Annotated in this window: 1 pseudogene; it reads left to right on the top strand. The window is 59.0% G+C overall.

Annotated elements, in window-relative coordinates:
• Positions 1–108: 108 nt before the first annotated feature.
• Positions 109–437: pseudogene (locus D3D02_RS20030) on the top strand (hypothetical protein); the annotation flags it as partial.

The raw sequence follows: 437 nt of genomic DNA, 5'->3' as shown, positions 1-437 counted from the left end.
ACCGGAAGACCGTACAGCCCCACGACCTCTAACGGACGGAACCAGATTCTCTGAATAGAAGGAGTGATGTGAGAAAGAATAACCGGGTTACACTGAGTGGGCCGAGGTATGGCCCCTATCGACCCGCACAACTCCGACGATCTTGACCACCATCCGGATTACTTCACGCCTGACCGCGTCGTCTCCCACTCCATCCTCTCCTCGGCCCAGCAAGTCCTGAACTACCGCAGCTTCCTCATCCGCAACGCATCGCGGACCATCGACGAGATCCGAAACGGGTCCATCGACTTCGACGAACCCCTCACGCCCGCACAGGGGCAGAACATAATCCGTGCACTGAACGCCGAGATCATCCAGGAAACGGTGTCTATCATCGAGGCGCTGGCCGCGGTCAGCATGAATCCTGACGACCCGCCAGAGGACCGGGCGAAGCAGCT

Origin of the sequence: Halobellus sp. Atlit-38R, assembly GCF_003665925.1 — an archaeon.
GTDB classification, from domain to species: domain Archaea; phylum Halobacteriota; class Halobacteria; order Halobacteriales; family Haloferacaceae; genus Haloquadratum; species Haloquadratum inordinatus.
The sequence above is the reverse complement of the archived record's forward strand: the minus strand, read 5'-3'. Positions and strand labels throughout refer to the sequence as shown.